1 pseudogene is annotated in these 629 nt (G+C 66.6%); it reads left to right on the top strand.

The features are described from left to right. Positions 1-629, top strand: a pseudogene (locus ACXJKJ_RS30980) (23S rRNA (uracil(1939)-C(5))-methyltransferase RlmD); the annotation flags it as partial.

Below are 629 nucleotides of genomic sequence, written 5' to 3'. Positions count from 1 at the left end.
CATCACCGGCGCGCTGCCGGGTGAAGTGGTGAGCGCTGAACCGACCGCCCGCAACCGCCATTTCGACGAAGCGCGCACCCTGGACGTGTTGCAGCCCTCGCCGCAGCGGGTGACGCCGCGCTGTCCGCATTTCGGCGTCTGCGCCGGTTGCGTGCTGCAGCATCTGGAGGAGTCGCAGCAGATCGTGGCCAAGCAGCGGGTGCTGATGGACAACCTGACCCGGATCGGCCACGTCACCCCCGGCACGGTGTTGCCGCCGCTGGTCGGTGACAGCTGGGGCTACCGCCGCAAGGGCCGGTTCTCGGTGCGTCGGGTCGAGAAGAAGGACAAGACCCTGGTCGGCTTCCGCGAGCAGGATCCGCGCTTTGTGGCCGACCTGTCGCAGTGCCTGACCGTGATCCCGGAGATCGGCAGCAAGGTCGGGGTGATGGCCGCGTTCATCGAAACCCTCGATGGCAAGCGCGATATCCCGCAGATCGAATTCATCGCCGGCGATGACGCGATCATGTTGACCATCCGCCACATGCAGCCGCTCACCGATGCCGACCGTGCGGCCTGGACCGCCTTCGGGCAGGAACATGGCTTTGCCATTTCGCTACAGCCCGGTGGCGTGGAATCGGTGCATCCGC

Source organism: Roseateles sp. P5_E1 (assembly GCF_054049335.1).
The sequence above is the reverse complement of the archived record's forward strand: the minus strand, read 5'-3'. Positions and strand labels throughout refer to the sequence as shown.